This is a genomic window from Candidatus Nitrosopumilus sp. (genome assembly GCF_965262695.1).
Taxonomy (GTDB): domain Archaea; phylum Thermoproteota; class Nitrososphaeria; order Nitrososphaerales; family Nitrosopumilaceae; genus Nitrosopumilus.
This window is the reverse complement of record NZ_OZ253550.1, coordinates 1,256,922-1,278,490: the sequence shown is the minus strand read 5'-3', so window position 1 is coordinate 1,278,490 and position 21,569 is coordinate 1,256,922. Positions and strand designations below refer to the sequence as shown.

Annotated in this window: 25 protein-coding genes and 1 tRNA gene; 12 read left to right on the top strand and 14 right to left on the bottom strand. The window is 32.0% G+C overall.

The features are described 5' to 3' along the window. Positions 1-34 precede the first annotated feature (34 nt). On the top strand, positions 35-313 hold the full coding sequence (locus tag ACQY2P_RS07795; RefSeq protein WP_428326081.1) for a hypothetical protein: 279 nt from the start codon (positions 35-37) through the stop codon (positions 311-313). Here the strand turns inward: ACQY2P_RS07795 and glnA (ACQY2P_RS07790) are convergent. Beyond that, on the bottom strand, positions 310-1,770 hold the full coding sequence (gene glnA / locus ACQY2P_RS07790; protein ID WP_428326080.1) for a type I glutamate--ammonia ligase: 1,461 nt from the start codon (positions 1,768-1,770) through the stop codon (positions 310-312). The genes ACQY2P_RS07795 and glnA (ACQY2P_RS07790) overlap by 4 nt on opposite strands. Before the next feature lie 54 nt (positions 1,771-1,824). Here glnA (ACQY2P_RS07790) and ACQY2P_RS07785 point away from each other — a divergent pair, with 54 nt between their 5' ends. Both ACQY2P_RS07785 and ACQY2P_RS07780 read left to right on the top strand, forming a co-directional pair. Further along, positions 1,825-2,382 carry a hypothetical protein gene (locus ACQY2P_RS07785; RefSeq protein ID WP_428326079.1) on the top strand — a complete coding sequence of 186 codons (558 nt, stop codon included), beginning with the start codon at positions 1,825-1,827 and terminating at the stop codon, positions 2,380-2,382. Positions 2,383-2,414: 32 nt separating this feature from the next. After that, positions 2,415-2,699, top strand: a complete 285-nt coding sequence (locus ACQY2P_RS07780; protein WP_428326078.1) for a hypothetical protein — start codon at positions 2,415-2,417, stop codon at positions 2,697-2,699. Here the strand turns inward: ACQY2P_RS07780 and ACQY2P_RS07775 are convergent. Further along, positions 2,696-2,917 (bottom strand): AN1-type zinc finger domain-containing protein, encoded by a 222-nt coding sequence (locus ACQY2P_RS07775; protein WP_012216169.1) that lies wholly within the window; start codon positions 2,915-2,917, stop codon positions 2,696-2,698. The genes ACQY2P_RS07780 and ACQY2P_RS07775 overlap by 4 nt on opposite strands. A gap of 103 nt (positions 2,918-3,020) precedes the next feature. Between ACQY2P_RS07775 and ACQY2P_RS07770 the strand changes: the two genes are divergently transcribed. Next, positions 3,021-3,761, top strand: coding sequence for an SDR family oxidoreductase (locus ACQY2P_RS07770; RefSeq protein WP_428326077.1), 741 nt, complete (start codon positions 3,021-3,023; stop codon positions 3,759-3,761). A gap of 1 nt (position 3,762) precedes the next feature. Beyond that, positions 3,763-4,911, top strand: coding sequence for an NAD(P)/FAD-dependent oxidoreductase (locus ACQY2P_RS07765; protein WP_428326076.1), 1,149 nt, complete (start codon positions 3,763-3,765; stop codon positions 4,909-4,911). Here ACQY2P_RS07765 and ACQY2P_RS07760 read toward each other — a convergent pair whose 3' ends face one another. Further along, positions 4,912-5,121, bottom strand: a complete 210-nt coding sequence (locus tag ACQY2P_RS07760) for a hypothetical protein (protein WP_428326075.1) — start codon at positions 5,119-5,121, stop codon at positions 4,912-4,914. Positions 5,122-5,177: 56 nt separating this feature from the next. Between ACQY2P_RS07760 and ACQY2P_RS07755 the strand changes: the two genes are divergently transcribed. Then, positions 5,178-5,251 (top strand) — tRNA-Pro (locus ACQY2P_RS07755). Here the strand turns inward: ACQY2P_RS07755 and ACQY2P_RS07750 are convergent. Genes ACQY2P_RS07750 through thpR form a run of 3 tightly spaced genes read right to left on the bottom strand, consistent with a single transcriptional unit; the run spans position 5,252 to position 7,858 of the window. Beyond that, positions 5,252-6,013 (bottom strand): serine/threonine protein kinase, encoded by a 762-nt coding sequence (locus ACQY2P_RS07750; RefSeq protein WP_428326074.1) that lies wholly within the window; start codon positions 6,011-6,013, stop codon positions 5,252-5,254. Continuing rightward, complete coding sequence (cca, locus tag ACQY2P_RS07745) at positions 5,988-7,319, bottom strand: CCA tRNA nucleotidyltransferase (RefSeq protein ID WP_428326073.1); 1,332 nt, start codon at positions 7,317-7,319, stop codon at positions 5,988-5,990. The genes ACQY2P_RS07750 and cca overlap by 26 nt, the downstream gene beginning before the upstream one ends. Beyond that, positions 7,316-7,858, bottom strand: coding sequence for an RNA 2',3'-cyclic phosphodiesterase (thpR, locus tag ACQY2P_RS07740; RefSeq protein WP_428326072.1), 543 nt, complete (start codon positions 7,856-7,858; stop codon positions 7,316-7,318). The genes cca and thpR overlap by 4 nt, the downstream gene beginning before the upstream one ends. 72 nt (positions 7,859-7,930) lie before the next feature. Between thpR and ACQY2P_RS07735 the strand changes: the two genes are divergently transcribed. The 3 genes from ACQY2P_RS07735 (at position 7,931) to ACQY2P_RS07725 (ending at position 9,680) form a co-directional block, all read left to right on the top strand. Then, on the top strand, positions 7,931-8,479 hold the full coding sequence (locus ACQY2P_RS07735) for an AAA family ATPase (protein ID WP_428326071.1): 549 nt from the start codon (positions 7,931-7,933) through the stop codon (positions 8,477-8,479). Then, positions 8,476-8,880 (top strand): RNA-binding domain-containing protein, encoded by a 405-nt coding sequence (locus ACQY2P_RS07730; protein WP_428326070.1) that lies wholly within the window; start codon positions 8,476-8,478, stop codon positions 8,878-8,880. The genes ACQY2P_RS07735 and ACQY2P_RS07730 overlap by 4 nt, the downstream gene beginning before the upstream one ends. 74 nt (positions 8,881-8,954) lie before the next feature. Further along, on the top strand, positions 8,955-9,680 hold the full coding sequence (locus ACQY2P_RS07725) for a hypothetical protein (RefSeq protein ID WP_428326069.1): 726 nt from the start codon (positions 8,955-8,957) through the stop codon (positions 9,678-9,680). 1 nt (position 9,681) lies between these two features. On the opposite strand, the gene ACQY2P_RS07720 is transcribed toward ACQY2P_RS07725, so the two are convergent. From ACQY2P_RS07720 to ACQY2P_RS07700, 5 genes are read right to left on the bottom strand one after another with little or no spacing between them, the layout of a single operon-like run. Continuing rightward, positions 9,682-10,404 carry an SIR2 family NAD-dependent protein deacylase gene (locus tag ACQY2P_RS07720; protein ID WP_428327283.1) on the bottom strand — a complete coding sequence of 241 codons (723 nt, stop codon included), beginning with the start codon at positions 10,402-10,404 and terminating at the stop codon, positions 9,682-9,684. Then, positions 10,404-11,303 carry a ribonuclease Z gene (gene rnz, locus ACQY2P_RS07715; protein WP_428326068.1) on the bottom strand — a complete coding sequence of 300 codons (900 nt, stop codon included), beginning with the start codon at positions 11,301-11,303 and terminating at the stop codon, positions 10,404-10,406. The genes ACQY2P_RS07720 and rnz overlap by 1 nt, the downstream gene beginning before the upstream one ends. Beyond that, positions 11,300-12,247, bottom strand: a complete 948-nt coding sequence (locus tag ACQY2P_RS07710; RefSeq protein WP_428326067.1) for a TRM11 family SAM-dependent methyltransferase — start codon at positions 12,245-12,247, stop codon at positions 11,300-11,302. Before ACQY2P_RS07710 ends, rnz begins: the two co-directional genes overlap by 4 nt. Continuing rightward, positions 12,247-13,122, bottom strand: coding sequence for a ribose-phosphate diphosphokinase (locus tag ACQY2P_RS07705; RefSeq protein WP_428326066.1), 876 nt, complete (start codon positions 13,120-13,122; stop codon positions 12,247-12,249). The genes ACQY2P_RS07710 and ACQY2P_RS07705 overlap by 1 nt, the downstream gene beginning before the upstream one ends. Positions 13,123-13,170: 48 nt before the next feature. Beyond that, positions 13,171-14,910 (bottom strand): mechanosensitive ion channel family protein, encoded by a 1,740-nt coding sequence (locus ACQY2P_RS07700; RefSeq protein ID WP_428326065.1) that lies wholly within the window; start codon positions 14,908-14,910, stop codon positions 13,171-13,173. A gap of 131 nt (positions 14,911-15,041) precedes the next feature. Between ACQY2P_RS07700 and ACQY2P_RS07695 the strand changes: the two genes are divergently transcribed. From ACQY2P_RS07695 to ACQY2P_RS07685, 3 genes are all read left to right on the top strand, one after another. Continuing rightward, on the top strand, positions 15,042-16,388 hold the full coding sequence (locus ACQY2P_RS07695) for a KamA family radical SAM protein (RefSeq protein WP_428326064.1): 1,347 nt from the start codon (positions 15,042-15,044) through the stop codon (positions 16,386-16,388). 88 nt (positions 16,389-16,476) lie between these two features. Continuing rightward, complete coding sequence (gene glnA / locus ACQY2P_RS07690) at positions 16,477-17,922, top strand: type I glutamate--ammonia ligase (protein ID WP_428326063.1); 1,446 nt, start codon at positions 16,477-16,479, stop codon at positions 17,920-17,922. Positions 17,923-17,991: 69 nt separating this feature from the next. Further along, positions 17,992-18,648 carry a hypothetical protein gene (locus tag ACQY2P_RS07685; RefSeq protein WP_428326062.1) on the top strand — a complete coding sequence of 219 codons (657 nt, stop codon included), beginning with the start codon at positions 17,992-17,994 and terminating at the stop codon, positions 18,646-18,648. Here the strand turns inward: ACQY2P_RS07685 and ACQY2P_RS07680 are convergent. Genes ACQY2P_RS07680 through ACQY2P_RS07670 form a run of 3 tightly spaced genes read right to left on the bottom strand, consistent with a single transcriptional unit; the run spans position 18,645 to position 21,460 of the window. Further along, positions 18,645-19,940, bottom strand: a complete 1,296-nt coding sequence (locus tag ACQY2P_RS07680; protein ID WP_428326061.1) for an APC family permease — start codon at positions 19,938-19,940, stop codon at positions 18,645-18,647. The genes ACQY2P_RS07685 and ACQY2P_RS07680 overlap by 4 nt on opposite strands. A gap of 13 nt (positions 19,941-19,953) precedes the next feature. Beyond that, positions 19,954-20,634, bottom strand: a complete 681-nt coding sequence (locus ACQY2P_RS07675) for a VIT1/CCC1 transporter family protein (RefSeq protein ID WP_428326060.1) — start codon at positions 20,632-20,634, stop codon at positions 19,954-19,956. A gap of 1 nt (position 20,635) precedes the next feature. Beyond that, positions 20,636-21,460 (bottom strand): CBS domain-containing protein, encoded by an 825-nt coding sequence (locus tag ACQY2P_RS07670; protein ID WP_428326059.1) that lies wholly within the window; start codon positions 21,458-21,460, stop codon positions 20,636-20,638. Positions 21,461-21,569: the final 109 nt, after the last annotated feature.

Here is a 21,569-nt window from a genome sequence, read left to right as displayed (position 1 = left end):
AAAGTTTATTTGATAACCGACTTTACGAACAACATTGAATAAAATCTCATCAAAAACTCTTTCTGGTTTTAAGTATGTCTATTTGGTTGTATTTTTTGCCTTACTGGCAGGATTTTTTCATCCGTTAATTACTAACACTAATTTTGATGGTTTTGTTTTAGGGGTTTTGATATTGTTTGTAGGTCTTGCAGGTGGTATATTGTTGTACAAGGCTGCAACATCAGAGAAAAGACGAGGAATATTTCTTGGAGGCGGATTTGCTCTAATGGCAATTTCATTATACTATATTATTCAGATTACCGGAAGAGTCTAGACATCAAAGTATAGATAAAATTCATGTGGATGTGGTCTGATGGAAATCTCACGTTGATCTCTTCTTTCTAATTCAATGATTTTGTCAATTACATCGTTTGTATAAATTGGATTAAGGAATTTTCTATCACTTTCTAACTCATCAAGTGCTTCTCCAAGACTCTTTGGAAGAACACCAATTCCTCTCTTGTTTCTATCACTTTTTGTCATCTTGAATATATCATCACGAACCTCATCCCCAGGATCCATTTTTTTCTTAACTCCATCTAATCCTGCTGCAGTTACTGCTGCGAACACCAAATATGGATTTGATGAAGGATCAGGAGCTCTGAACTCTAATCTCTTTAGATTTGAGTAATTCTTACCTTTCAGATGTTTTGGAACTCTAACTATTGCAGAACGATTTCCAGAACTCCATGCAATGTATGCTGGGGCCTCATAACCCGGAACTAATCTATGATAGGAGTTTGTAGTTGGATTACAAATTGCTGATAATGCTTTTGCATGATTAATTATTCCACCACAAAAGTATCTTCCAAGCTGGCTTAATTCAATTTCATCATCTGGATCATAAAATGCATTATCTTTTCCTTTCCATAAACTGACATTAACATGCATTCCGGAACCTGAGTCCATTGCAATTGGTTTTGGCATCATTGTTGCAACTTTGCCATATTTTTGAGCAACATTTCTAATTACATATTTGTAAGATTGTGCGGCATCTGCAGCATTTGTCATGTAATCGTATTTGATATCAATCTCACATTGCCCTGCTGTTGCTACTTCATGATGATGGTTATCACATAAAATTCCAAAATTCTTATTGAGAATATTTACACATTCATTTCTGTATGGTGTAAGAGTGTCAGCAGGCGTACTTGGATAATATCCTTCTTGTAATCCCATTGGATATCCTTCACCTGATTGATTCCATGGAGCTTCTTTAGATTCAATTGAGTAAGATTGTCCTTTGTATGGTGTTAGAACATCCCAATGAACTTTATCAAAAACAAAAAATTCTACTTCTGGACCCCATGTACTAAAATCATATCCTTGTGTTTTGATGTATTCTTCAGCTTTTTGAGAAATTCCTCTAGGATCTCTTGATAATCTCCCTCTGTCTTCTCCCCAATAGACATCACAAAGCAATCTAGCTGTTTTGTTTTCTGTCATCCATGGAATTATTGCAAATGTATTTGGATCAGGTTTTAAGAGTAAATCTGAATCATCAATACTTGTAAATCCAATAATTGATGAACCATCTAATTTTGGTAGTCCATCTCTCATCTGCTCAGGAGTAAAAGTATTAGCAGAAATTGTAGTGTGATGAAAATGACCAGTTAGACCAGTAAATTGAAGATCAATAAATTGAATCCCTTCATGTTGAATCCTTGAGAAAACTTCGTCAGATGAGTACGATACTTGGATTGCTTTTCCGTGGCTGACTTTATAGGGCAATTTTATACTTCAATCAAACACAAATACATCCAGCATTTAAGGATTAGGTAAGAAATGTCCGAAACAAATCAAATCGATATCAACTATCTGCATCACATAGTATTACGAGAAAGTGAAGATGACTCCTTATTGGAAATAGATCCTAACTTTTACAGAAATCTCTCTGACTTTATAGGAAATCTGAAAAAACAGGAGTTTGATGGTGTTGAAAGTAAAATCAAAGACACTATGATAGAAATGGCTACAGAACTAGCATCTTTACTGATAAATATTAGATTAGAAAAAATTTCAAAATCAAAAGATTTGGAAATTGGTTATCTTCTTGATGAAGAAAAATTCATTCTAGATTCTCAAGAAGAAAAAAAAGATAGAAAAGAAATGATTCTTTCAGCAACAATTAATGGAAAATCAAAGTTCCTTGAGTCTCTATCTCAGAATCATAAAACAAAGAGAATTACAGTGAGATTTTTACAAGAAGTAGATGAAATTGTAGGTGCTGACCTTGAAAAATATGGGCCATTCAAAACTGAGGATATTGCTACTATTCCATATGAAAATGCACAGGCGTTAATTGCTAAAAATGCTGCAACAAAAGTTCGTTTGGAAGATTAGATAGAAATTATACCTAATTCATTTCTAATTACATGTCTCATACAGGTGTTGATGTAATTGATTTTCTTTTTTATACAATTTATCCTGTGATTGGAATTTTTCTTGTTGAGGGTATTAGTAGAGCAGTAAAAGCTCCTAAATGGATAAAATTGTGGACACAAGCTGCAGTCTCAATTGGCTTTGGAGTATACTATTGGTTCATTTTACCTGCACCTCAAAACTTCCCATTAACCGCAATGGTAATGTTTGCACTTGCTATTGCATTAATTTATCAAGGAAGACGTGCAAAAATTTCACCTGAAAAAAGCCCTTACTAAAAACGCCCAAAAATTCTTCTAAAAATATTTGGTCTGTCCCTTCCTCCATCTCTGATAACTTTCTTTTCACCAAATCTTTTTGCACGTATTTGGCTTAGTTTAACACATCTATGTTCTTCAGGAAGTCTATGTTCTGAACAAAAAGGATCTTTGCAGTAATTGCATTGAAATGGCAAATCAGTTAAATCGCCACAATATGCACATTTTTCAGACTTCACAATTTCATTTACTATTTTTCTTTTAATAAAGTTGCCAGTATTTTCTTGAGGATTGTTTTTCTTGGCTAAACATTTTTACGATGTCAAAATTCAGTGTGACTAATTGATTAAAGATACAGTAGCAATAATAACTGGAGCAAGTAGTGGTATTGGATTTGCCACCGCCTTAGCATTATCAAAAGCAGGTGCTAAAGTTGCTATTGGTGCTAGAAGAGTTGATAAATTAGAAGAACTCGCAAAAAAAATAACTGAAAATGGCGGAGAAGTGTTTTATCAAAAACTGGATGTTACAAAAAAATCAGAATGTGATGATTTTGCAAAAGCTGTTTTAGAAAAATGGAATTCTATTGATATTTTAGTAAATAATGCAGGACTCATGCCTTTGAGCTTCTTCAAGAATCTCAAAGTAGATGAATGGGATAGAATGGTTGATGTAAATATCAAAGGTGTATTGTATTCTACTGCAGCAGTTATCACTCACATGAAAGAAAAGAAATCAGGTCACATTGTTAATTTATCGTCTGTAGCAGGAAGGATAGTTTTTCCTGCTGGAAGTGTTTATTGTGCAACAAAGCATGCAGTTGCAGCATTTAGTGAGGGATTAAGACAAGAATTTAGCGTTCGTTCAAACATTAGAGTAACAAGTATTGAACCTGGAGTTGTAGATACAGAACTCAATAATACAATTACAGATGAATCTCTAAAAGGATTTGTAGAGAATGCAGCAAAGATGGAAGCCTTGCATGCTGAAGATATAGCAAACGCAATTTTGTTTGCAGTAGACTCACCATCTTATGTTAATGTTAATGAAATTTTGATAAGACCAACAACACAAGAACGTTAACTTGACAGATATTCCACATGTTGTAATTTTGGGAGGAGGTTTTGGTGGACTTGCTACTGCAAATGAGATTAGAAACTCATTGGCTTCTTCACAAGTAAAAATCACCATTATTGATAAAAAAGACTGGTTTATGGTAGGATTTGCAAAATTATGGATAATAAATGGAACACGAACCTTTGAAAATTCTATTGGCCATCTAAATCAATTAGAAAAAAAAGAAATCCACTTCTTACAAGATGAGATATTGTCAATTGATCTTCAAAACAAATATGTCAAGACTAAACAAGAAAACATCTCTTATGATTTTCTTGTAATGTCATTAGGTGCAGTTTTAGCTCCACAAAAAATTCCTGGATTAACAGAAAATGGATTCAATCTATATGACCATAATCAACTTTCAGAAATTCACGACAAACTCCAAAATATTGATTCTGGAAAAATTGCCATTTCAATAATGGGAATGCCATACAAATGTCCTCCAGCACCATTTGAGGCTAGTTTATTGATAGATTCTATGCTCAGAAAACGTGGAGTGCGTAATTCTGTTCAAATTGACTTTTACAGTCCAGCTCCAATTACATTACCTGCAGCTGGTCCAGAAGTTAGCAAACAAATTCTCGATCTAGTAAATTCTGAAAAAATTATTTTTCACAATTCATCTAAAATAAAATCAGTTGAATCAAACAAATTAATTTTTGAAAATGGTGAAGCTGAATTTGATTTACTTTTAGCTGTTCCACCTCATATTGCACCAAAAGTAATCTATGATTCTGGATTAGCTAAAGAACCCGGATTTATTCCAATTGATAGAGATTGTAAAACTCCGTTTGAAGATGTATTTGCAGTAGGTGATGTTACCAGTTTAGTAGTCACAGAAAATAAGGCAGTGCCAAAGGCTGGAATTTTTGCAGAAGGCGAGGGCATAACTGTTGCAAAAAATATTATATCAAAACTTCAATCAAAAGAAGAATCTGAATTATTTGATGGAAAAGGAGGCTGTTTTATTGAATCAGGACGAGATACAGCTTCAGTAATTGAAGTTGATATGTTTTCACAACCAGAACCTTCTACTAGTATTTCTGAACAAACTTCTGAAAATCTTTCAAGTAAATTAGAATTTGAAAAAGAAAGACTTTCCAAATGGCTTTAATCAATCAGAATTTTCTTTTTCTCTTGCCAGATGTTCTAAAACAGCTTTCATTTCAACACCAAGATCTTTATCATTTTTAGAAAGATTTAGTTTTTCAGGAATATTATTTTTGAAATCTTCAGCTTCTAACTCTATACTTCGTTTTTGAATGCAATCTATATGATCTTCTCCTGTCGCAGAGATTTTATGACAAATATTACAAATTTTCACACTTTTTGTTTGTTAATACGACGATTTAATAATTTCATTTTGTGTCTCTGAGACAAGGGATCGTCGTCTAGCTTGGTATGATACTAGTCTGGGGGACTAGTGGTCGCAGGTTCAAATCCTGCCGGTCCCATTACAATTTCAAAGTTTTCAAGAGTTTTTCAAAGTTTTCAAGAGTTTTTTCTTGCTTATAGTGTTTTAGAGCATCAATAATCTTTTCTTTGGATGGATTCTTGTAAATTTTTTGTACTTTTTTTGCGATTCCTGAACCAATAAAAATTGCTTGAGTAACTGACGTTACATTTGATGGTCTTCTTTTAACACTGGAACTTTCAAAATCAATTAGAGTAGATTTTGTTTTTCCAACAATGACATGTTTTGAAATATTGCTTAATTCACCATGATCAAAACCAATTTGATCTAAATTGTAACAATCCTTGAGAATTTCTCTTATTGTTGATTTTAATTTTTTTACACTACCTACTCCTTTTAGAGAATTTACCCAATCAATAATTTTTTCCCCTTCTATGTATTCCATCATCAAAAAATTCTTACTTACATCAAGCATTTTTGGCCCAACACTTACTGAATTTACAAATTTCAATAAATCACCCTCACTCCTCATTTCTTTTCTTTGTGAATCTGTTCTTCGAATTTTTAATGCAACTACTTTACTTCCTTTTTTTGCAAGAACAACTACGCCTACGTATCCTTTTCCAAGAATCTCCAATTTTCCTAATGTCATTGGACCAGTTAAGGAAATTGATTTAATTTTTAATTTTTCTAATTCATTAATTCGAGATTTTATTTGACGTGATGTTGCTTTTGGATATCCAAGAATTTCTGAGTATGGTTCATCTACAAATTTCTTAATTGAAATGAAGGAATGTGCCATCTGTTGAGATCAACTCACTTGCAACCTCTTTAATTGATTTGTTTAACCCTTTTTTTCCAACACCAACTTTGGAACCTCGTTTAAAGTCAGCTTGAAGGCCTTTTGGCATGCCTGTTTGAAGATTATCTTTCAAAAATTTAGTCATGAATTTACCTGCATCAGTATGTTGTCTCTTTTCTAGAGAAATAATTTTTTTATTTTTACCAACCCAGATCAATTCTGCATCTGAAAGATTTTTAGAAATAAAACTCTTAGAACTGCCTTCTCTGAAAAACTCTGGTCCATTTTTTACATGAACATCAGAAATTTTAGTTGATTCTAAAAAGAAAAAGAGATAGACATCCTTTTGTTGGTCTGTGTAAGCTTTACTTCTTAGTACCGTAAAACCAGCTAATTCTAACTGTGTACTCAGTGAGGAAGTAGCTCTCTTAATTTGTCCCCAAATTATATCTGGACTTCTAGTTTTAAAACTAAATTTTATTGATAGCAAATTTTCCCAATGTTTGGTTGAGATTTTTGATTTCTTGTTCTTAAAGAATTCTAATTTTGGATTTTCTTTAAAAGCTCTGCAAACAAGAATGAATTTCCCAATATTTTCATCAGAAATTGCTGCAGCTAAGTTTCTGTTACTATCTATTGGGTCAATTATTACTAAAGACGTATCAAATTTCTTTGTAGTTTTCCCAATCACTTGATTTTCTTCAATTTTAGAAATTGATTTTATGATGTTCTCAAAACTTCCAAAATGTAAAATTAAAACTTCTGAAATATATCCACTAAATCCTTGTTTTGCAATTTCAGCACCGTAAATTTGATTTGCTTTTAGAAATGTTTTCAAAATTCTAACTTCATCTCTCATTTTTGGTGTTAATGACTTTGACATGAATTTTGTGTGGAATGGTGACCTGTCTGCAGCACTTTTCCATTCTCCAACTTTAACATCGTAAAATGGAACTACATTGATCTTAGTGTCCTTTATTTTAGCCTCAACATATGGGTGTTCAGAGTATCTTACGTATGGAGAAAATTTTTTCAATGAATCAAAACCAATCTTTTTAGAAATTCTTTCAAATTTTTCTTCTGATGTAGATTTTTTGAACCTAACAAAAATATCAACATCTGCATCCTTTGATAACCATGTACCTTTAGCAAATGACCCTCCAAATTCTAATCCAATAACTTCAGGAAACTTTTCAATTTCTTTCTTAACTAATTCCAACGCTGATTCTGCAATTTGTTTTTTTGATTTTTTTACTGTTTTTGTGGGAATAACATTCTTCATAACATTAGAAATTATTTTCTTCATTTTACCGCTATTACCTCCTCTAAATTAGAATAGATTGGTCCACTAGATGTAAGTTCACTTTTTTTCAATTTTATGCTAGAAATCTTCTGTATTCCAAAATCTACATGTCTTTGTTCATCCAATTCTTTTGTTATATCCCCAATCTTCTTTTTAATTCTAAATATTGTAATATGAGGTTTGAATGGTTTGTCCGAAACCAATCCTAATGGTTTTAACACGTTTTGTACCTTTTTTGCTAATTCAATTAGGTTCCTCCCTCCTTCTTCATCTGTTCCAATCCAAACTACTCGTGGAAATTTGGGCTTGGGGAATGCTCCTACACCTTTCAATTTTATTCTAAATTCAGAAAACTTGATTGTTTGTAATGATTCTATAACATTTTGCACTACTTCATCTGAAATTTCACCTAAAAATTGTAATGTAAAATGCAATTGTCCTGCATCTATTGATTTTGCATCAATTTTCAAATTATTTTGAAAATTCTTTACCGCATTTTTTACGTCATCATTTGAAATTTCAACTGCCACAAAAGTTCGCATTACAACTTTCTTTGATGTATCTTTATAATAATTTCCGGTAGCTTCATAGACGAGCTTAGTTTTTGATTTACAATGACAAAACTAATTGTGTGTTTAACAGGCATGCCAGGAGCTGGAAAATCTACTATTGCTGAAGGACTAAAACCAAGAGGATATGATATTGTCAATATGGGAAACGCTGTAAGAGAAGAAGCTAAAAAAAGAAACTTGGAACCATCCAGATCAAATCTTGGAAAGTTAATGCTTGAACTTAGAGAAAAAAATGGACCTGGTGCAGTAGCAGAATTAGTAAAACCACAAATTGAATCATCAACTTCTAATGTAATTTTGATTGATGGTGTTCGTTCAAATGATGAGATTGAAGTTCTTAAAAAGATTGGAAACGTAAAACTATTAGCTATTCATGCATCAACTGATACTAGATTTGATTTCTTACAAAAGAGAGGTAGATCAGATGATCCTCAAACGAAAGAGCATTTTGAGGAAAGAGATAATCGTGAATTAGGCGTCGGAATTAGTAACTCTATTGCATTATCTGATTATGCAATATCAAATATTGGATTAACAAAAGATGAACTAATAGAATCAGCACATGAAATTATCCAAAGTTGGGTAGAATGAAGATTCCAAATTTTAATTGTAAAATTGAAATGTATTGTGCAATAAACCCCTCAGAAGATTCTGAAAAAATTCAAAAATCAATATCAAATATTTTTCCATATTCTAAAATTAAAATTGAAAATTCTTCAATTTTTGCAGAATCAAAAGATCTGAATTCTTTAGAAAAGATATACGAGGCAGTTCATTCAAAACAATCTCAAAAAACATTTCGAAGAAACATGCAAAAAAACCTAAGAAACGATTCAACTTGGTTTTATCTAAATAAGCAAGCTGCATTTGTAGAAAAAATAGCCATTTGTGAGGAATCTGAGGAATCTCCATTAGGACCAATCAAAGTCATTTTCACTTCATCAAAAATTGATGAAATTATTGATTGGTTTGTGTATGGTGATGAAAATTAGCTAAGAAAATTCAATCATTTTTGACTATTTTTTTTAGTATGAATCTAAAATCTATTTTTTTGGATTATTAACAAATGTTCATAAAATTAGGCATAATTGCAGGAATAATTATTCTTGGAGGAATGGTCTTCTCCAATGAGATAGGTACCATATTTCCATCAACATCTGCTACTGTAGTTGATTCCATCAAGACGGACGTATCAAATTTTGGTGCTAAAGCATCTGATTCTGTTGAAAAACGAATTGATCAATCAATTGATAAAATTGTTGATAAGACAAGTAATGCTATAACTGAAGAAATCAATGAAACTGGAGATAAAATAAGTGATGAAATAATTGAAACCAAAGAGTCTTCTCAAAAAATTATTAGTGAAGAAATTTCAAACCTCAATCCTATAGAATCAATTAAAAATATCTTTTCAGACAACTCTGAATCCAAACCAACTACTCAATCTTCACAATCTCAATCAACAATCTCAGAAAGCCAATCTCCATTAATTCATGAAACATTGTCATTATCTACTACACAAGAATCAAACGATGAAATCCTTCTTCAATATTCTGATTCAAGTGGAAAAACAGAAAGTGTTGATGTAGTTATTAGAACCAACGAAAAAGAAATTTTTTCTGGAACATTTTTCACTTCAAATTTTGAAACAATTGTACATGATATTTCTGGTATTCCATATTATGTAGATATGATAGTTGAACACAAAGATTATGGTACCGTTACATCATCAGTGTTTAATCCTGGTGACTCTTCTGATTCGCACATTAATGGAATATTCTCACAATCATAATCTAATTTGTTTTAAACAATGAAACAAATTCTGGAAGTGCTTTTGCACTAATATTTCTTATTGTCAAATCCATCTCTGATGACATTTCAGTATTTTCTGGATTAACTTCTATTAGCATTGCATTGTTTTGTTTTGCATATATTGGAATGGTGTTTGCAGGCGATACTACAAGTGATGTTCCTGCAATTATCATTAAATCTGATTGATTTGCATGAATTATTGCTTTTTGCCATACATCTTGTGGGAGAGATTCTCCAAACCAAACAACATCTGGTCTTAAAATATTTCCACATTTACATAAAGGAGGATTTTCAGAAAACTCTGTCATAATTTCATCATGAAAATCACAAACAGTACATTTGATTTTTACAATACTTCCATGCAATTCTAATACATTGGTACTACCTGCTTTTTGATGTAATCCATCAATATTTTGTGTTAAAACTACAACATCTGCAAATTTCTCAAGTTCTGCAATTGCTCTATGTCCATTATTTGGAATTGCCGAAAAAATATTACTTCTCCTCTCATTATACCACTCCCAAACAAGCTTAGGATTATCATAAAAGGCATCTATTGTAGCCAATTTCATGGCATCATAATTTCTCCATAGGCCATCTTTACCTCTAAATGTAGGAATTCCACTCTCTTGAGAAATCCCTGCACCTGTAACAAAAACAATTTTTTGAAAATTCTTTATTTGATCTTTAAGTGATTCAAACATCATTTAATCTCTATTTCCAAAAGATCTTTTGCAGTAATTACTGAATTATGAATTTCATTTGCCTCTTTCAAATGTTCAACTTCATCTTTGTATCTTGCTGAAAAATGCGTTAAGATTAGATTCTTCACTCTAGCATTTTTTCCTAATGTAGCAGCTTGCTTTGCAGTTGAGTGAGATGTGTCTTGGGCCTTTTGTTTTTCAGTCTCAAGAAATGTAGAATCAAATACAAGATAATCACATTCTTCAAAAAATTCCTCTAATTCTTTTGTTGGCATTGTATCTCCTGAAATACCTATTTTCTTACCTGGACGTTTTTCTCCTAACACATCTTCAGGTTTTATTATTTTTTCATTAATTCTAATTTCATTTCCATTTTGAAGTTTATTCCATAATTCTCCTTCAGGTATTCCTAATTCCTTAGCTTTTTCAACATTAAATCTACCAGGTTTGTCTTTTTCTTCGAATAGATATGAAAATGCCACAATTGAATGGTTTGCTTTGCATGCATGTATTGAAAATTTTTTATTTTCAAATATTTTTTCATCTTTAATTGTATTAATTATAATAGGAAATGATAACCCAAAATTCAAAACTTTGATGTTTGCAGCAATAAATTCTTCAATCCCACTAGGTCCAAAAATCTCTAATGTCTCAGTTCTATTTTGCATAGACATCGTTTGTAATAATCCTAAAATCCCTACACAATGATCTCCATGAAGATGTGTTACAAAAATTTTCATTTTTTTATTCCAACCTAATCCTGATTTCATATATGCAATCTGTGCAGCTTCTCCTGCATCAAACATGAGAATTTCCCCTTCTCTTTCTAAACAAATACATGATAACCCTCTATTCTCAGTTGGTTGTGCAGCTGAAGTTCCTAAAAATACAAGTTTCATTTTATCAAAATTGTCCTTGTCAAGCTTTTATGCCTATAGATCTGATATTTTTTTAATCCTTTTAGTTTTAGATTGTCTCCAAATTCTTTTTTGTACATTATAGCCATCTTCTTTCTTTTTGGCATAATAGTCACAAATCTCTTTATAATTTCTTCAGGTTTTTCTGATGTCTTTGTATTTTTTCCATATGGAAAATCTGTGACAACACCATCAAATTTATTAGATATATTCTTAATTTCTTGAAAATCTGAATGAATTACTTTTGATTTGTATCCATTTTCTTTAAGATTTTTTTTTGTGATTTCAACCATTTTTTCATCAAAATCTAAGCCAATTCCATGAATGTCCATTGATTCTGCCTCTAAAAGCGTCGTACCTGTACCACAAAATGGGTCACAGACTGTTTCACCTTTTTTTAGTCCAATTAGGTTAATCATTGCTCTTGTTAATTTCCAATCTAATTCATGTGGCTGAGATATTGCTTTTTTTGGTCTCTTTTTCTCCTTTATTATTTTGGAAAATCCGAAAAAATTTTCTTTATTTGTAAAAATTAGATATACTGTGATGTCTGGATTTTCAAGTTTAACTTTTGCATTAGAGAATTTTGAAATCATATCACCCATAGAATTTTCTAATTCTGGTATGTCAAACTGATTTGACGATAAGTTGATAATTCTGCAAACAAATGATTTTGTATTTTTTAATATTTCAAAATTTCCTTCATCTAAAAACAATCCAGACATTTTTCGTAATATTTGCCCTGAAGCCTTTACAAATGATGCCCTTTTTGAAATTTCGTACCAATTAGTTTTTGATTGAACAATTACTAAATTTGAAATAACTTTAATTTTAGAAAATCTATCAAAAGTTTTAGCAATGGCACTAATTTCATCTATTGCAATTTCTAATTGATCTTTAGATAATACAAAAAAACTTTCTGGCATTATACTATTGCCTTTGCAATTGTATTTGACACATCAACTATTGATGTTTTACCTGGAATTGTATTTGCACTTATAATTCTTGCAACCCCTGATTTCCTTATTTTCTTTTCAGCATTATTCATCAAAAGTGCATGTGTACATGCAACAAAAACTCTTTTGCATTTTTCTTTTTTTAGAAATTTTGTTGCATTAACTATACTTCCACCAGTACTGATCATATCATCAACTAAAATCAAATCACGTCCCATGACATCAGCTTTTTTTGTTTTTATCTGAACTTTACCTGTTTTTCTATCTCTTTTTTTTTGTAACGCAATGTATTCTATTCCCATCTCTTTTGCAAATTCTCTTGCTCTTTCTTTTCCACCTTGATCGGGTGAAACAATTAGTGGATTTTTCAGGCTCAGTTTTTTAAAATACGCAGCTAAGTCTGGTACAGCTGATACATTTTTTGATTTTATAGTAAAGTATCTGAGTCCAATTAAACTGTGAATGTCAACAGCAATGAGTTTTGACGCACCTGCACCTTTGAATAATTTTGCTAAAACCTTCATAGTAACAATTTCTCCTGGCAAAAACTCTTTGTCTTGTCTGGCATATCCCATGTAGGGAATTACAACAATTACTTCAGATGATGTTTCTTTTGCTTTTGAGATTAGTGATAATGCTTGAACAAGATTTGTATCAACAGGTGGATAAATTGATTGAACAACAATTGATTTTTTTTTAGATATAGTTCCTTTTAGTGTGATTTTACTTTCTCCATCTGGAAAAATCCTTACATCTGATTTTACTAAATTTGCTTTAGTCTTTCTAGCTAATTTTTTTCCTAAATCTTCAGATGCCTTACCACAAATTACTGATAATTTAGTCAACAAGAAAATGTGATTTAATGGGATTCTTAAGTTTTGAGAAAAATTAGACTAGTCTTCTCCTTCTCCACGTCCAATATCTCCCATACCGTATTCATCAATTACTTTGTCTCTATCAGGATCTCTTTGACTAATCTCATCAAATTCTTTCTTTTCATCACCCTGATAGACAGTTCTAATTGGCCATGGAATTCTAATATCATATTTCTTGAACTCTTCATACATTATCATTCTCAAATCAGTTTTCGTTTTGAATTGTGCACCGTAATCTCTGACATATACCCACATTGAAAAGTCAAGTGATGAATCATTAAAGTCACTAAATCTAACTACTGGTTGAACAACTTCAACATGAAGTTCTTTATCACATCCACAACTTGGTTTATTTTGATCTAAATATGGACATCTGTTTTGTCTTACTAGATGTCTTCCCTTAGAATCTATAATTTCCTTCATTCCTCTTTTTCCAACTTTTACTAAAATTGATGCTACTTGACGAGGATTGTTAAGATATGAAACACCAACCTTTACTATTGCTGGAACAAGCTTGTTTTCTTTTGTATAATTAACAATTTGTGCTGAAACTAGTTGTCTTGTTGGAATAATTGCAATTGATTCATGCAAAGCATCTCTAACATAAGTAACTCTAGGAGTTATTTTGTGCACATACCCATTATATCCAGAATCTAACTGTATTCTGTCACCTTCTATAACGATCTTATCTTTTCTAATCATAATATATGCAAAATAATTCTGCATCGTTTCTTGTAATGCTAAACCTAAACCAATTGAAAAACCACCTGTTGCAGTAGCAATTACTATCAAATCTACTCCCCACCATGCAACAACTCCCAAAATTGTAGCAACAAAAATCCCTATTGGTAGAACCTGTTTTGCAGATTTTGGAATACCTTCTCTTTTCTTCTTTGCATAACCTGGAGGACGAGAACTTGGAATAATTGGTTCATAACCGTGCATACGTTTTTCTTCTCGCCAGACATCTATAGGAAAAATTTCATCTGGTTTTGCACCAGGTCTTAATTTTCTACCTGATTGATTGTGTCCTTTAATACAATTTTGGAAATATTTTTCATATTTTGCACGTTCTGATTTTTTCCATTCTTCAAATGGAGTATCAACTAATTTCTCATATCCTCCAATGGGATTTCCTTTTGTAGTTCGAAATTGTTCTAATTTTTGCATTCCTTCTTGAGACTTTAACATCTCTTTGAATTCATCTTCATCAATATCTTCAGGTGTAATTTTGGGTGGTACCCATTTGTACAATTTGTGAAACAGGTCACCATCATCATCTACAAATCCACGCATTTCAAACCATGCATCAAAATCCTCCTTTTCTAAAATTGATTTATCACGTTTAGTAAGAGCTATGGGGATAAGATGTGATATTGTATAACCAATAACAAGAATATTGAAAGTATTGAGAATTTTGGCAAACATTTCATGAGGAGATACATCTTCGTTGCCAACTATTGTGAGATCTTCTCCTAATAGAACGCCTGTTTGAACATGAACATTAATTGCTGTAATTAACGCAATCGCAAAGAAAGGTAAAACAGCTCTTCTAAGAAATCTTGAGAAATGTGGTTTTTGATAATAGAATTTTTGTGAACCTACCCAAAATGAAAATTTTCTATATCCAACAACAATCCCAACAATCCCAACTATCATAATGATGAATGCTAGTTGTAGTGATTCTGAAGATGCTACAAGCTGAGAAACAGTTTCAAATTCTCCAACTGAAATCTGAGATAATTCTTCTTCAGCCATAACTAATCACCATCTTACTCCAATTCATATCCTAGAATACAAACGTTAAGGCATATTATCATTATTTATCAAAAAATTTTATGCGTATTGAGCCTGTAACCTTTAACAAGGGTAAATGGACTAATTACTAAATGACCTATCAAGAATCAGTTTGGAATGATTCTCCTTCACTAAAATCATTTACACTCTCAAATTTCCGTGATCTTCCACAAATTCAAAATCTTTCTGAGGAAAAACAATTTGAAATGGAAGTTGTAGGAAATATTTTGCCATTTAAGGCAAACAACTATGTTGTTGAACAATTAATTGATTGGGATAAAATTCCTACTGATCCAATGTACGTATTGACATTTCCTCAAAGAGGAATGCTAAAACCAGAACATTATTCAAAAATGGAAAATACCCTAAAAAATACTTCTGATAAAAAAGAAATTGCAACTGTTGCAAATGAAATTCGTTTACAACTTAATCCTCATCCTGCAGGACAAATGGAACTAAATGTTCCAACTTTAAGAGATGGCACAAAACTGTATGGAATGCAACACAAATACAAAGAAACTTGTTTGTTCTTTCCAAGTCAAAGTCAAACTTGTCATGCATACTGTAGTTTTTGTTTCAGATGGCCACAATTTGTGGGAATGGATGAAATGAAATTTGCAATGCAGGAGGGTGAACAACTTGTTCAATATGTTTCCGAACATCCTGAAATTACTGATGTTCTTTTTACTGGTGGTGATCCGATGATAATGAAAGCAAAAATGTTTTCAAAATATGTTGATGCTTTAATTGAATCAAAATTACCAAATCTCAAAACTATTAGAATTGGAACAAAAGCTCTTTCTTATTGGCCATACAAATTTTTAACAGATTCTGATTCTCAAGAAATGTTAGAAGTTTTCAAAAAGATCACTGATAGTGGTTTACATCTAGCATTTATGGCTCATTTTAACCATCTAAACGAATTATCTACTGATGCTGTACAATCTGCAATTAAAGAAGTAAGGAAAACAGGTGCACAGATTAGAACTCAATCACCAATTTTAGCTCATATCAATGATGATGCAGAGATGTGGGCAAAAATGTGGACAAAACAAGTTCAACTTGGCTGTATACCATACTACATGTTTGTAGTAAGGGATACAGGTGCTCAACATTACTTTGGTGTTCCTCTAGTTAGAGCATATGAAATCTTTAGTCAAGCATATTCATCTGTTAGTGGATTGGGAAGAACTGTTCGTGGACCTAGTATGTCTGCAACACCTGGAAAAGTACAAGTCGTTGGAACTACAGAATTTAATGGTGAAAAATTACTAATTTTGAGATTTTTGCAAGGACGAAACCCAAATTGGGTTAAAGAACCATTTTTTGCAAAATATGATGAAAATGCAATTTGGTTAGATGATCTAAAACCAGCATTTGGTGACAAATTCTTTTTTGAAGATGAATTAGACGCCATAAAAGCATCAAAAAGTAGTTAATTTCGATAATTTTTCTAATTTACCTGACCATCTTGACAAATCTATCTTACTTGATAACATTAGTAAACTGATTTTCTAAAAATATCAATTGAACGCAGATCAAGTATTACAAGCTATCCAAGATGAAAAAATTTCATTTATTGATTTTTGGTTTGTAGATATTTTTGGTGAATTACATAACGTTGGAATGCCCAGCTATGCAATTGATAAAAATAGTTTTGTTAATGGTCTTGAAAAATTAGACGCAAGTTCAATTGTTGGATTCAAATCTGTAAATAATTCTGATATGATCTTAATGCCTGATCCAAATTCATTCAAAATCCTTCCATCTGACTATGATCCTGGTCATAGGAAAAATGCTAGAATATTTTGTGATTTGTATGATGGCAGTACAGCTGAAAGTTCAAGATACAATAGAGATTCAAGAGGTATTGCATACAAAGCATCAAAGAAACTTGAAGAATTTGGATTTACTCATACAAACTGGGGACCTGAAATAGAATTTTTTGTCTTTGATACTATCAATGTTTATCCCTCACCATATGCTGCAACGCATTCGTATGGTGGTTCTGGTTATTCCATAGAATCTAAAGAATCCCCTTGGGCTAAAGGAAATGTTAGTACTGCCATAGATATCAAAGAAGGATACTATCCATCTCAGCCTAAAGATACACTTGAGGGATTTAGAAAAGATGTATGTGATGATTTGTACAATTACTTTGGAATTAAAATAGAAGCTGAACACCATGAAGTAGCAACATCTGGTCAATGTGAAATTAATCTTGTATATGACGAAATGATACAAATGGCAGATCATGTAATTGGAGTAAAAAATTTGGTAAAAGTTAAAGCTAAACGAAAAAATAAAGTTGCAACATTTATGCCAAAACCAATTTTTGGTGATAATGCATCAGCAATGCATACTCATCAAAGCTTGTGGAATGGGGATTCAAATGCAATGTATGATGAAAATGATGAACTTGCACAAATGAGTCAAACTGGAAGATACTATATTGGAGGAATTTTAAGTCATGCATCAGCTTTGTGTGCGATTTCAAACCCAACCACAAACTCCTACAAACGTCTTGTTCCAGGATTTGAAGCACCTGTCAATGTTTGTTGGGGATTGGCAAATAGATCTGCTGCAATTAGAGTTCCAATGTATAATAGAAACCAAGAAAAAAGTAAGAGGCTTGAATATAGAGTTCCTGATCCTACTGCAAATATCTATCTTCTAGAGGCTGCATTATTACTTGCAGGTTTGGATGGAATTAAAAATAAAATTGATCCCGGTGACCCAATTGAAGAAAATGTATACAAACTTTCTACAGAAAAGAAAAGAGAATACAAAATTGGCTCATTACCTGTTTCACTAAAAGGTGCCCTTGACTCTTTATCATCTGATTCAAAATTTCTTGAAGATATTTTCACTAAAGACTTTCTTGATGTTTATTCTGAACTAAAATACAAAGAATATGTTGCGTTCGCACAAACTCCTACTGCTTGGGAAGTTTCAATGTATGCTGATGCATAATTGGTACAAGTATCAAAACTATTCTTCAAACATAGAACATTTTTAAAATCAAATATGGCTTTTTTTAATATGAACTTCAAAATTCTATTCCTGTTATTGCTAATTCCCAGCTCATTTGGTGTTGCTTATGGCCACACTGTAGACGCAGTAGGAGAATATAGGGTAGAAATTGGTTGGATGAACGAACCAGTTGTTTCTGGAGAAACTAATGCAATTGAATTCTATGTCAGTCCTATGAACCCATGTCCAGAAATCCCAGAACCTATCAAATGTGCTGAATCTCAAGATTTTCAAAATGGAGTTGAAGGTTTGAAAAAAACAGTAAAGATGCAATTAATCTACAAAGATGAAAGTATCACCCTTCCACTTTCACCTGATCATAATGTTCCTGGAAAATATTATGCATTTGTAAATCCAACTGTATCTGGATTTTACCAAGCAAACGTGTTAGGATCAATTAATGAGACACCAATCAGTCTATCTATGCATCCTCCAAAAGTTGCAGAACGTTCCTACATTGAATTTCCTGAACCTTCTGATATTACCGTCCAACAAATGATTGATGGACATACTGCATTAATTGAGGATATTGGTGATCTGAAAGACTCTGTCAATAATCTAGAAGAAACTAAACAACAAATGGATATGGGTTATGCAGGAATCGGTGTTGGACTAATAGGAATAGCAATTGCAATTATTGCACTTGCAAAATCTAAAAAGAACTAGTCAGAATTCATAAAATCTTTTCTTCTTCTTAAAATTAAATACAGAACTGCTCCAATTGCAATAATTATTAATCCAACAAGAACTACCTCAACCTCAAATTGCAATGCCATGTAAACAGTTGTTCCAAATCCAAATAATGGCAAAATTGGGAATTTTCCAATATTTACTGGAACTCTAAATGGTCTTTCTAAAATTGGTTCTGTATATCTAAGAACAATTACTGCCAAGTTAATTGCTGCAAAAGTAATGACAACTGCAAAAACTACAATATTTGCAATAATTACTATATCTCCAACAAAAGCAAATCCTATTGAAGTAACTAAAATTGCAATTACTGCAATCCACGGTGTTTTTGTTTTAGGATGAACTCTACCTAAAAATTCAGGAAGAGACTTGCTTTTTGCCATTCCATATAGGATTCTGGCACCTGCAACTAATGTAATTAGAACCGTACTTGCTGTAGCAAAAAGTGCAATTAACGAAAGTGTGATACTACCATTCGTGCCTATTGCTGAATGTGCAACATCTGCTAAAGGGGCTGATGATGCAGCTAGATCCCCCCAATTCAAAATTCGAATTGATGCTAAAGAAACTAAAACGTAAATTATTGCAGTGATGACTATTGACAAAATTATTGCTCTTGGAATTGTTTTCTTTGGTTTTCTAACCTCTTCAGCAACATTTGCCATATCTTCAAATCCAATAAATGCAAAGAAAATCAACACAAATGCTAAAATTATACCTGTAATTCCACTTGGTGCTTCAAAGTAATCAATTGTTTCAACTGGTTCCATTGAAAAACCAAGGAAAATAATTAGAACAAGTCCTGCTGCAGTAATTAATGCAAATATGGTATTTGCCCACGCAGATTCTTTTATCCCAACAAAATTGACAATCGATAAAATTATGATTAGAAAAACTGCTCCAATTGTAATTGGTAAATCAATAAACTGAGTTAGATAACCTCCAAACCCTAACGAAACAGTGGCAGCAACTATAATCGATGTAATTGCTGTTAACCATCCTATAATGAAACCAAAAAAATTATTCTTGAATGCATTTTTTACAAAGGTATACTCTGCAGCTGCTTTTGGAAATAAAGCTGATAACTCTGCATAACTTAATCCAGCAAAAATTGCGACAATTGCGCCCAACAAAAAAGAAATCCACATTGAATTGCCTGCAAATCCTGCAGCTTCTCCAATTAAGACATAGATTCCTGCACCTAAAATTAATCCTACACCATACATGGTAAGGTGAAAAAGTCCCATGTGACGATGTAACTCAGACATTTCTGTTTTCCTTTCAGACTAGAAAATTTAACCCATATCCTACCATATAGGCGACAGTTGCTGCAATTCCACCAATAATCAATGTGTATATCCCTGAACGTATTTTTGACTTCCTTACAATTTTTGCTTTAATCATTCCGACAATGAAAAATGCAATTGCCACTGAAATTGTTGAATAAAGAAATGTATCTGAATTTAAATTCAAATCAAATGCAAAAAACATGATAAAAGGAATTAGAGGAATAACCCCAATTATATTAAAACCTACAAATGTACTAATAGAACTATCAACTGGTTTCTTTTCATCTTCAATTAATCCTAATTCTTCTCTCATCATAGTATCTACCCAAACCTTTCTTCTAGAAGTAATTATTCGGACAATCTCTTCTAATAATTCATCTTTGAAACCCTTTTTTCGATAAATATCGCGAATTTCCTCTTTTTCTTGATCTTCTAAATTATCAATTTCCCATTCTTCCTGTCTTCTTTTCATTTGAATAAACTCATTTCTTGCTTTTGATGCCTGAAAATTTGCTGCAGCCATTGCAAAACCATCAGCAAATAGATTAGCAAATCCTAAAATCAATATGATTCCAGGAGAAAGTCCTGCACCAACTACTCCAGCTACTATTGCAAAAGTTGTAACTGCCCCATCTATGGAACCATAGATAAAGTCATCAAAATGCCATTTCATGTTATGACGCTAATGCTTTTATAACATCACTTTTGCTAATTACCCCTGTAATGGTATTATTTCCATCAAGAACAACCAGTCCACTTACATTATTCTCTAATAACACATTACAAGCTTCAGCCAAGTCTTCATTAAATTTGATAGTGATTAACCCTTTAGTCATTACATCTCTAGCCAATGAAATGTCTCCAAACCCATCTTCTGAGAGAAATCCACGCCTAACATTATCAAAATTTGTTCCTGAAAAATCATCTTCACTGCCAAGTTCAATTGATATTCTAAATAGATCTCTAAATGAAATTATTCCTACAGGCTCTTCTTGTTGATTTTTTACAATTATTCTTGAAATTTTTCTCTCTAACATCTTTCTTACAACTTTATACAATGGCGCAGCTGTATGTGTGGATTCATAATTGTGAGTCATAAAATCCACTACTTTGTTTTTCTCTTGCATTCTTCTTGCAAAATATTTTACAAGATCACTTTTTGTGATAATTACTTTTACTTCCTGTCCTCCTCCTATAGATAATGAACTAATTTCTTTTTCGATCATAATCTTTGCAGCATTTTTAGGAGTTACATCTTGTTCAACAAATTCTATAGGCTTCATAATATCTGTGACAGGTATTTCTTCTAATCCTCTCTTTGTGGTCTCTGAGAATAAAAAAAGTCCTATGTCTTTTTCAGTAATTATGCCAATATGCTTTCCACCATCATTTACAATTAGTCTGCTGATCTTTGTGTTAAGAAGCATTTTGATAGCATCAGAAATTGTAGAATTTTTGATAATAGAAATTGGTTTGTTTGAAATTTCAGTAATTGTCAATTTTTACTCTAGAAGATTTTTTGTATAAAAACTGCAGATATAATTTTCAAGTCTGATTGTAATTTTAGAATTTCAACTTTGAAAATTAATATTCCTCTTTATATTGAAT

Coding starts and splice junctions, on each gene's coding strand:
- ACQY2P_RS07680 (WP_428326061.1), bottom strand. CDS start 19,940: ATGTCTGAGTTACATCGTCACATGGGACTTTTTCACCTTACCATGTAT.
- ACQY2P_RS07710 (WP_428326067.1), bottom strand. CDS start 12,247: ATGCCAGAAAGTTTTTTTGTATTATCTAAAGATCAATTAGAAATTGCA.
- ACQY2P_RS07675 (WP_428326060.1), bottom strand. CDS start 20,634: ATGAAATGGCATTTTGATGACTTTATCTATGGTTCCATAGATGGGGCA.
- ACQY2P_RS07780 (WP_428326078.1), top strand. CDS start 2,415: ATGTCTCATACAGGTGTTGATGTAATTGATTTTCTTTTTTATACAATT.
- ACQY2P_RS07735 (WP_428326071.1), top strand. CDS start 7,931: ATGACAAAACTAATTGTGTGTTTAACAGGCATGCCAGGAGCTGGAAAA.
- rnz (WP_428326068.1), bottom strand. CDS start 11,303: ATGAAACTTGTATTTTTAGGAACTTCAGCTGCACAACCAACTGAGAAT.
- ACQY2P_RS07700 (WP_428326065.1), bottom strand. CDS start 14,910: ATGGCTGAAGAAGAATTATCTCAGATTTCAGTTGGAGAATTTGAAACT.
- ACQY2P_RS07730 (WP_428326070.1), top strand. CDS start 8,476: ATGAAGATTCCAAATTTTAATTGTAAAATTGAAATGTATTGTGCAATA.
- thpR (WP_428326072.1), bottom strand. CDS start 7,858: ATGCGAACTTTTGTGGCAGTTGAAATTTCAAATGATGACGTAAAAAAT.
- ACQY2P_RS07720 (WP_428327283.1), bottom strand. CDS start 10,404: ATGTTTGAATCACTTAAAGATCAAATAAAGAATTTTCAAAAAATTGTT.
- ACQY2P_RS07695 (WP_428326064.1), top strand. CDS start 15,042: ATGACCTATCAAGAATCAGTTTGGAATGATTCTCCTTCACTAAAATCA.
- ACQY2P_RS07725 (WP_428326069.1), top strand. CDS start 8,955: ATGTTCATAAAATTAGGCATAATTGCAGGAATAATTATTCTTGGAGGA.
- ACQY2P_RS07750 (WP_428326074.1), bottom strand. CDS start 6,013: ATGGCACATTCCTTCATTTCAATTAAGAAATTTGTAGATGAACCATAC.
- cca (WP_428326073.1), bottom strand. CDS start 7,319: ATGAAGAAAATAATTTCTAATGTTATGAAGAATGTTATTCCCACAAAA.
- ACQY2P_RS07785 (WP_428326079.1), top strand. CDS start 1,825: ATGTCCGAAACAAATCAAATCGATATCAACTATCTGCATCACATAGTA.
- ACQY2P_RS07685 (WP_428326062.1), top strand. CDS start 17,992: ATGAACTTCAAAATTCTATTCCTGTTATTGCTAATTCCCAGCTCATTT.